Origin of the sequence: Caballeronia sp. BR00000012568055, from assembly GCF_029439455.1 — a bacterium.
Taxonomy (GTDB): Bacteria; Pseudomonadota; Gammaproteobacteria; order Burkholderiales; family Burkholderiaceae; genus Caballeronia.
The window spans coordinates 1-8862 of record NZ_JAQFVG010000020.1 but is presented as its reverse complement, the minus strand read 5'-3'; the positions used below and the strand labels follow the sequence as shown (position 1 = coordinate 8862).

Here is an 8862-nt window from a genome sequence, read left to right as displayed (position 1 = left end):
CACCCAGGGAAAATGAATCGCTTTCATCGCAGGGTCGACCGCGGTCGATGACTCGACATACTTCATCATTGGAAGAACAATTGCGAACCAACTGAAGAGGGTGTCCTGCGGGACCTGTTCGTTGTTTGGACCGGTAATCATGGTATTAGATGATTCCGACTCGAGCATTTCTGTAATTCGCTCGAATGCGTCAGCCAGCCGCTCCGTTTGTGGAGTGTTTGCGTTCATCAAAATTAATCCAACTTTCTGTTTGTAGATTCTCGGTCCACTTACTCGGCTCTATTAAAAGTGCCGTGGAAGTCGCGCGTGCCATTGCTTGAGGGTTCCGGCGCTGCCGCTCTCGATGCTACTCAGCGGGAAAACCGTCCCGTCGTGATCTTCCACGCCTTGACATCGTCGTCTTCGATCCAGCTTGCGGCCAGCTCGCACGCCGCGCGTGCTGCAGCGGAAACCACGTCGCCGTTCTTGACCGTCACTTCGACGCTGCTGTTGCTGTCTTCAGCCGCCAGATCGCCTTCACGCGGCCGCGTGTAGGAGATGCCCGTCTCGACCAGCAGCTTGATCAAGTCGTCTCGCGAGTTCAACGGATCAAATTGATCAAGGTTCACTGCCACCACACGATCCACATCGGAGAATGCGGCCAGGCCCGCGCGCAAATTCAGCTCTTTATCAGTCATGGTTCTGTCCTGTACGCCAGCGCGGATAAGCGCAGAAAATCGCTGCGCACTGTATCAAATCATCGTACGAAATGGGTGCTGAAACTGAAGCTAGGGAGCGCCGAAGCGGAACGCTCTCATGTCGCGGTTTTGCGCGCGGCGACGCCTGCGTAGTAGCGCGCCACTTCCTCGAGAACGCGCTGCTTCTCGGCCTGCACGTAGATCGTCGTGGTCTGCAGCGACACATGACCGAGCACCTTTTGGACGACATCGACTGGGACGTCGTCCGCCACGGATTGGGTCCCGAAGGTATGCCGGAAGGCATGCGCGTTCACCTGCCCCAGCCGCATGCGCTCTTCCAGGTCCAGTGAATCCATTGTTTCGACGAGCGTCGTTGTCATACGGCCAATGAATCGGTTCAGCCCATCGGCGGTGTAGCCGGTTTCAGTCATAACCACCGGGACACCCGCATTGACGACGCTCGCTTGTCGATGGCGGCGACTTGACGCGTCAGTCCATGGAATAATAATCGGCGCCAGCAAGGGGCCTGCTGGAACCGGGCTATCCCTTTCGCCTGGGCTCTCTTCGCCGAAGCTGACATCGAAGGTCCGCGACCGGTCCTGCCAGTGCGCACGCAACGCGCTGAGGGTCGCGAGGCTCACCGGCACCGTGCGCTCACGTCGTCCCTTCCCCACTATCGTGAGTTCCCACACCGGGCGATCCAGCGTGCCGTACACCGACGGCTTCAGATCCTCGCGCCGAGCCGAGGCGGCTTCTTCGCGACGCAGTCCTGAATCGCCCATCAATAGCACCGGAGCGCGTAATACCCGCCATTGCGAGGCAAGCGGATCAGCGCACCGCGCATCGAGTTCGTCTCGAAGCTTGCGCCACAACTCGGCTGGCAACGCGCGGTCGATCTTCATCGAGTTCGCGCGCCGCACGATTGGCGGATCGTTGACGGCAACCCACGGGTTGCCCGCCAGATAGCGCACATCAACCAACCAGGCAAAGGCGCTGCGCAGCAACCGCACCGCGTAACGCTGCGATCCCGGCAAAAGCGCCGCCGAGCCATCCGCGGTCGCAGTGGATTTGGATGCAGCAAAAGGACGCCACCGTGGCGAGTGGCGCACGAATCGATCGCCGACGAAGCGCGGATCGGGCTTTTTCAGGAAATCCTTGTAGGCCTCGCAATCGTCGACCTTCAGATCGCTCAGCGCCTTGCCGCGCAACACCACCGACCACAACAGAAAGCGTTCGAGTTCCTTGGTGTACGCACGCAGGGTTTTAGGTTGATCCCGATAGCGATTCAGATACGCGCGCACCGCATCGAGATCGTGATTGGCCTGGATGTAGCAGAACGCGCTTGAGCGATTTTCCCCCTCGGCGCCAGATAGTGCGTGTGGCACCGACAGGCGTTCCAGCGGCGCGAGCCGCAAGCGCGGTAGCGTTCCGAGCGGTCCCCGGTCCGCGTAATACTCCGGGACCACTTCGACGAGTTCATCGGCCACCAGCGGCACGCCGTCTCGCTCCTCGGAGTCGACATCGATCTCGACCGTGACCTGCAGCTTCGCCTGGTGCTTGCGGAGCCAGCTCACGATCGCGCGCGCCCGACCGCGCCCGATGCGCGGAATCGAACGCCACCAGCTGGCGCCGCGCCGGTTGCAGAACGCCACCAGTTCGCCGAGCGTGACGATGCCCTCCCCTTTCAGCCGGCGCGCGATGCGCGGACGCAGCCACGCACTGATCGGGTGGTCCGCGTGCGGGGTGGCCGCCGCAAGTTGCGCGGCTTCGGTCACCATGCGGAAGGTCACCGCCGTGAGCAACGGGCGACCGTGCTGTTTAATTGACGCGCGCAGGTGCGTGGCGAGCGCCGACGAACCATGTGCCATCGCAAGCTGCACGAGCGAATCGAGCATGCCGTTCAGGTGCCGTTCCATCGCGGCCGGCGTCGCCGCATGCGCGTCTTCATCCGGGTCGTAGTAGGTGCGCGCGATGATCGCCGGCGCGATGCGCTGCACGAAGGCGCGCAGCGCCGTGAAGTCCTTGGTCGTGAAGCCTCGTTCGATCGCAACCGCAGCGACCGGTGAGACGTTCGTTTTGGTCATCGACTTGCGTTCAGGCATGACCGCCCTCCTCGCTATCTGAGTCGTTACCTTCGTCGTTACCTTCGTCGTCGTCACCGTTGTGGTCACGGTGGTTATCGCCGTCTTTGTCGCGGTGGTGCTCGTTGGCGCGGTGACGCTGATCTTCGGCATCGCTCAACGGCGGGACAAGATCCGCCTCCGGTGGCCGCACGCGCACGCCGAGCCCGGCCAGCACCGCGTGCGTCTGCGCAAGAAACACCTCGGGCCGGGTCGCACAGAGAAACTCGAACGGCACACGCGCGTCGGTTTTGTCGCGGTAAGGGGAAGGTGGCGAACAAACGGCATTATAAGTAGGATTGCTTACGCTGCCAGTGAGTAAAACTGGTGGGCATGAGTGCATCCGATGCCTCGGTCTTGCATTTGCCCCTTGCTGATCATGTGCATAAGTTCGATGCCGCTCAACAGGATCCGGGCGCAACGAAAATTCTTGAAGCCGAGCATCGGCCGGGTGCGTCGCTTGATCGCCCGATGATCTTGCTCGACAACATTGTTCAGATACTTGTTCTGGCGAATCTTAGTCGGTGTTTCCCGCTGCGCGTTAAGGGCATCCAGCGCGGCCAGGTTCGCACCGCTTCTATCGATTGTCACCGTCTCGGGTTCGCCGTTTTGCTCAATTGACTTTTCGAAGTAGCGCCTCGCCGCGGCCTTGTCACGATGGGCGCACAGCAGAAAATCGACCGTGTTGCCCTCCTTGTCGACTGCGCGATACAAATACTTCCACTGGCCTCGGACCTTGACATACGTTTCATCCATCCGCCAGCTCCGACTGACGGCCTTCTTATGGCGGCGAAAGGCCTTTTCCAGAACCGGCAACACCTTGATGGCCCAGCGGTGCACGGTTGAATGGTCGACCGAAATTCCGCGCTCCGCCATCATCTCTTCCAAGTGTCGGAGACTCAGCGGATACGCCACATACCAGCGAACGCAGGTCAAGATCACGTCGAGCGGATAGTGCAAACGCCTGAGCACCGGTGCCAAGGCTGGATTCCAAGTCGTCATCAGACATCCGATCGTTCGCATTGTCATGGCTCATGATACCCGACGCTTACTGCGACAAAACCGCCTGACAAAGCGATCGCCGATTTGCAGCGAGCGATCTACCTCGATCCGCATTTCACGCATCATTACCTGCATAATTTAGGCGTTGCACATTTGGTGGCAGGAAACTACGAGGCGGCTATCGCTGCCCTAAAGGAGCGTATCCTGCTCGTGCCTGATACCAAATCGAGCCGAGCTTATCTCGCATCGGCGCTAGGCAATCTTGGTCTGCTGAGTGAGGCCCGCGACGTATGGTCGGAAATATTGGATAGGGCCTGCGACTTCCATTTTGAAGATCGTATCTCTCAACTTCCATTTCGACGGAAAGACGCCCTTGATCGAATCGCTCTTGGCTTAATTCGCGCGGGTCTCCCTCGTCCTCCATTCACGACTACTTAGTACTATTGCCAAAATAAGGTCGAGTTACCACAGCAATACGGACATCTTTGCATTCATCCAATAACTATTCCTAGTGCAGCTTTTCATTGATGACTCAATGCTCAGACACGCACTAAAGTTCTTACCTTCCACGCGGTACCTGCGACTCTACTGTCGAGCTCAAAGTAGCGGCCCCCAGCAAGCTAATTAGCCGCTCCGGAACATCGACGTTCCTGCTCGGCTTTGCCGATTGGAACGGCCCCGTCGAAAACCGGACACGAGGTAACGCTTAAATTTTAAGGTAGTCTTCCGCCTATGTTTAAGCCTAGCTCCAATGTAGAACCCATCGAGGTTCTGACCCAACCGGAACAGCGCCGGCGACGCTCTGTCGAGGAGAAACTCGCGATAGTGCGCGAGACCTTCGAGCCCGGAGCGAGCGTTTCGGGGGTAGCCCGTCGCCATCAGGTGAATGCGAATCAAGTGTTTGCCTGGCGCAAGCTGTATCAGGATGGCAGCCTGTCGGCCGTGAGTGCCGGCGAACAGGTGGTGCCGGCGTCGGACCTTGTTGAAGCGATGAAACAGATTCGCGAACTCCAGCGGTTGCTGGGCAAGAAGACGATGGAGGTGGAAATCCTGCGCGAAGCAGTGGAGTACGGCCGGGCAAAAAAATTGATTGCGCGCTCACCATTGCTGCCGGGGGACGACCGATGAAGACGGTCTGTGAAGTCCTGGGTGTGTCGCGCTCTAATCTTGCGGTCAAATCGAAGCGCGCTGCTGAGTGGGTCGACCAGCGCAAGACGCCTGCCATGGACGACATGCCGCTGGTCACCGAGCTTCAAAGGCTGGTTGCCGAGCTGCCCACCTACGGCTATCGGCGTGTGTGGGCGCTGTTGCGGCGAACCCGGGACGCGCAGGCGCAAGCTCGCGTTAATGCAAAACGGGTTTATCGGGTCATGCGAACCCACGGCCTGCTACTCGAACGCAGGCCTCGTCATGCCCAATCTGCGCGCCGGCATGACGGCAAGGTTGCAGTGGAACGGAGCAATGCGCGCTGGTGTTCGGACGGCTTCGAATTCCGTTGTGACGATGGAGCGCCATTGCGCGTTGTCTTTGCATTGGACTGCTGCGACCGCGAGGCCATGAGCTGGGTGGCGAGCACAGGCGGCTACACCGGCGACATGGTGCGTGACGTGATGCTTCAGGCCGTCGAGAACCGCTTCCACGGAGCCCTGAAAACCGACAGCGAAATCGAGTGGCTCAGCGACAACGGGTCCTGCTACATTGCTGACGAGACGCTGACGTTCTCGCGGGCAATCGGCCTGAACCCGGTCACGACACCCGTCAGAAGTCCGCAGAGCAACGGGATGGCCGAGAGCTTCGTCAAAACGATGAAGCGCGATTACGTTTCGTGGATGCCTAAGCCTGACGCCAGGACGGCGCTGCAAAACCTGGCCATCGCGTTCAACCACTACAACGAATCGCATCCGCACAGCGCCCTGAAATACCGCTCGCCACGCGAGTTTCGCCAGCAAGAAAATTCACTAACCTAAGCGTGACCGCGTGTCCGGTTATGCGGGGGCGAGTCCACCGATATACGCATGTCGACAATTCCTCCAAGTCGCAGATTTCCTGCGCTACCCTGCTTTAAAGCCGATCAGCCCTCTGCTTCAACTCACCCCGAATCCCGACTAGAACCCTCTCGTCGAGCGCTTTTACGCAACGTTTCTGCTGGCATGCCGTAGGTGCGAAGGAACGCTCGGCGCATGCGTTCCCGATCCGCAAAGCCCGTTTCCCGAGCCACGACATTAACGGTGTGCCTCCCTTCTTCAACCATGAATCTGGCAGCCTCCAATCGCAGTCGCTCTACTGCTTTCGCCGGTGATTGATCGGTTTCGGCTAAGAAAACGCGGCTGAATTGGCGAGGGCTGAGGCTTGCGACGCCTGCGAGTTCTTTGAGCGTGAGCGGGTTTTTTAGATTCTGGCGGATATATGCCAAGACCAATTCGATGCGATCAGACTTAGGTGTCATTTCAAGGAGCGCGGAATGCTGCTTTTGCCCACCTAGCCGACGCTGGTTCATGACCAGTAGCCTCGCCGCCATCTTCGCGACCTCGGGGCCAAGATCGTTGTCAATCAGTGCGAGAACGAGATCGATCCCCGCAGTCATTCCAGCTGACGTCCAGATCGAACCATCCCTAATGAAAATCCGATCTTCTTCAACCTTGACGTCGGGAAAGCGGATTCTGAAATTAGGTGCGTGGGCCCAATGCATTGTCGCGCGCCTGTTTTTGAGGAGCCCGGCCTCAGCCAACACAAATGCACCGCTGCAGATTGACGCTGTCCGCCTGGAAACTTTCGCCGCCGCCTGCGCGAACGCGATCAATCCCGGGCTGGAGGGCGGAACCTCGAATTTGGTGAGCGAGCCAACGATGACAGTGTCGAATGCTAGGTCTCCGAACGCCTCCGTCTCCACCATTACGCTACCGGAAGACTTGACTGACCCTCCGCGCTCCGACAACACACTGACATCGTAGTGAGGGCCAGACGGAGACAGGTTGGCAACTTCAAAAACCGTCAGCGCCGCAAGGCTCATCAGTTGAAAACCATCCGGTACGATGAAACCAACCCGATGCATACCACACCTCCATGTCTTTAAAAGCTATGATGCTCATAGTTCGAGCCAGTTACAAGACATTTTCAGTTGAATGTTCGCTCGGGTGCTGCGGGCGCCAGGCTTGGTGTCGCGCCACTCACGTTGTCGTGAATGGTGGCAATAACGACCTACAGTATCTGGGGCGCGAGACAGTAACATATGAACATGAGGCATTGCTTCTGCACTTCCGAATCTGTTCGGTATCGCTAAAGGATCAAGATTCTAAGCATTCGCTCACGTTTCCGTCACGCTGTCTGGTGTAACTCGCACAAATGAAAGATCTTCTGGCATTTCAACTATTCACGCGAGTTGCACGATTGGGCAACATTTCGGCGGCCGCGCGGGATTGCGGCCTATCTCAGTCGCAGGCCTCGCGCATCATCGTCGAACTGGAGGCTAGCGTCGGCGTTCGCTTGCTGTCGCGTACGACGCGCGCCGTCGTGCCGACTGATGCCGGGACCGAGTTCCTGGTGCGGGCGGAGGCCATCCTCGATGCGGTCGAGGATGCGCATAATTGCGTGCGCGAGGGCACGGATCTACGCGGTGTCGTACGCATCAGCATGTCGGGTAGCTTCGCTTACCGCGAGGTGATCCCACGCTTGCCCGGATTTATCGATCAGCATCCCGCTCTGCGGCTTCAGATCATCTTGGACGACCAGCGGCAGGATCTGGTTCGCGATGCAGTTGACATAGCGATCCGCATGGGAAAGTTGCAGGACTCGACAGCCACGGCGCAGCGTCTGACCTCGATCCGCAGGGCGATCGTCGCCGCGCGACGCTACATCGAACAGGCCGGGCTACCGAGCGCACCTGAAGATCTCGCCAATCATCGAATTATCGGCGGTCCAGCAGGGTCTGCCGCCTGGCAGTTCTATCGTGACGGGCTGCCAGTGGCGATCGACGTGCAGCCGCACGCAAGCTTCAACGATAACGAAGGAGCCGTCATTGCAGCCATCGCGGGCCTCGGTATTTGCTCGACCCCGATGCGGACGTGTCGACAGGAGTTGCGCAACGGCACGCTCATTGAGTTGCTAGCCGAATGGGAGAGACCGGTGGTCGAAGTCCATGCCTATTTTCCGGCGGGCCGGGCGACTCGAGTCGCCGCACGAAGCTTGGCCAACTATCTGAAGACCGAGTTCGAGAGATCCGCTATGGATTGTCTTGAGGCGCCAATGTCGGTCTAGGCACCAAAAGGCCGAAGAATTGGTTATTCCTGTGGTGCCTCTCTTGTCGTGGAGCTAAAGCATATAGGTCCACCGAGGCAAGATTAGCACTCCCGAAAGATCATCGGCATATGTGTCTCGCACTTAAGTAAATCCCCAAATCGACGGCTTCTGGCGCCGCTCCATTTGTGCAATTCTTTACTTAGGATAAGAAAAGAACGGATCATGATCCGACACAGTTCTGGTCGAGCAAGGTGCCATTGGGTGCTTTCCCGCGTACCTGTCGTGAGCCGTGTCTTGGTCGCATTCATAAGGCGCGAGTTGCCTTTGCTTCGTATCACCTTTGCGGAAGTCGTCAAAGGCGAACTGCTCGACATCTCTTCCGTCCACTCGGTCATGAAAAGCGTGCATCCCGCTTAATTTCGTCTACCGGCCGCTGCAGTGTTTGACCGCATAGACCGCCTATTTCGCCGAGGCGACATTCGAAGCCAGACAGTAGCGCCGCTAACGTTCTCCAAGCGCGCGACCGCTGGGTCTTGGACGTCGACATTCCATCGATGACGGCCTCTACCGAGGCACATGGAGAGAAGTTGAACACATAGCATCTCGTCGCAAAAGCGAGTTCATCCCACCATTCCGTACTACTCAAAAGGCATCATCATGTCGAAAATCGTCCATGCTGCCGCAGTTCAGATCGCGCCCGTCCTATATAGCCGCGAGGGCACGGTCGACAAGGTCGTAAAAAAAATTCTGGAACTCGGCAAACAAGGCGTGCAGTTCGCAACGTTTCCTGAGACGGTCGTTCCTTACTACCCCTATTTCGCCTTCAT

9 protein-coding genes are annotated in these 8862 nt (G+C 58.3%); 3 read left to right on the top strand and 6 right to left on the bottom strand.

All coding sequences use genetic code 11. The annotated features are described in order from the left end of the window. From P7F28_RS02120 to P7F28_RS02100, 5 genes are all read right to left on the bottom strand, one after another. A partial coding sequence (locus tag P7F28_RS02120) for a hypothetical protein (protein WP_277182788.1) occupies positions 1 to 228 on the bottom strand: 228 nt, incomplete at its 3' end. A 122-nt stretch (positions 229 to 350) separates the two neighbouring features. Beyond that, positions 351 to 677 carry a hypothetical protein gene (locus P7F28_RS02115; protein ID WP_277182787.1) on the bottom strand — a complete coding sequence of 109 codons (327 nt, stop codon included), beginning with the start codon at positions 675 to 677 and terminating at the stop codon, positions 351 to 353. Positions 678 to 793: 116 nt separating this feature from the next. Further along, on the bottom strand, positions 794 to 2779 hold the full coding sequence (locus P7F28_RS02110; RefSeq protein ID WP_277182786.1) for a phage integrase family protein: 1986 nt from the start codon (positions 2777 to 2779) through the stop codon (positions 794 to 796). Further along, positions 2772 to 3035: a hypothetical protein gene (locus tag P7F28_RS02105; protein WP_277182785.1), complete on the bottom strand. Its 264-nt coding sequence runs from the start codon at positions 3033 to 3035 to the stop codon at positions 2772 to 2774. Before P7F28_RS02105 ends, P7F28_RS02110 begins: the two co-directional genes overlap by 8 nt. 65 nt (positions 3036 to 3100) lie before the next feature. Continuing rightward, on the bottom strand, positions 3101 to 3799 hold the full coding sequence (locus P7F28_RS02100; protein WP_277182784.1) for an IS6 family transposase: 699 nt from the start codon (positions 3797 to 3799) through the stop codon (positions 3101 to 3103). 762 nt (positions 3800 to 4561) lie between these two features. Here P7F28_RS02100 and P7F28_RS02095 point away from each other — a divergent pair. Continuing rightward, positions 4562 to 5766, top strand: a protein-coding gene (locus tag P7F28_RS02095) for an IS3 family transposase (RefSeq protein WP_277182803.1) whose coding sequence is annotated in 2 segments (ribosomal slippage) — positions 4562 to 4886 and positions 4886 to 5766 — 1206 coding nt in all. Because the reading frame shifts where the segments join, the coding sequence is not laid out codon by codon here. A 122-nt stretch (positions 5767 to 5888) separates the two neighbouring features. Here P7F28_RS02095 and P7F28_RS02090 read toward each other — a convergent pair. Continuing rightward, entirely contained in the window at positions 5889 to 6851 is a 963-nt protein-coding gene (locus tag P7F28_RS02090; RefSeq protein ID WP_277182783.1) for a GlxA family transcriptional regulator, read from the bottom strand. 290 nt (positions 6852 to 7141) lie between these two features. Here P7F28_RS02090 and P7F28_RS02085 point away from each other — a divergent pair, with 290 nt between their 5' ends. Together P7F28_RS02085 and P7F28_RS02080 are read left to right on the top strand one after the other, a co-directional pair. Next, positions 7142 to 8053 (top strand): LysR family transcriptional regulator, encoded by a 912-nt coding sequence (locus tag P7F28_RS02085; RefSeq protein WP_277182782.1) that lies wholly within the window; start codon positions 7142 to 7144, stop codon positions 8051 to 8053. A gap of 639 nt (positions 8054 to 8692) precedes the next feature. Further along, positions 8693 to 8862 (top strand): nitrilase-related carbon-nitrogen hydrolase (locus P7F28_RS02080; RefSeq protein ID WP_277182802.1); only part of this gene is annotated, 170 nt, incomplete at its 3' end.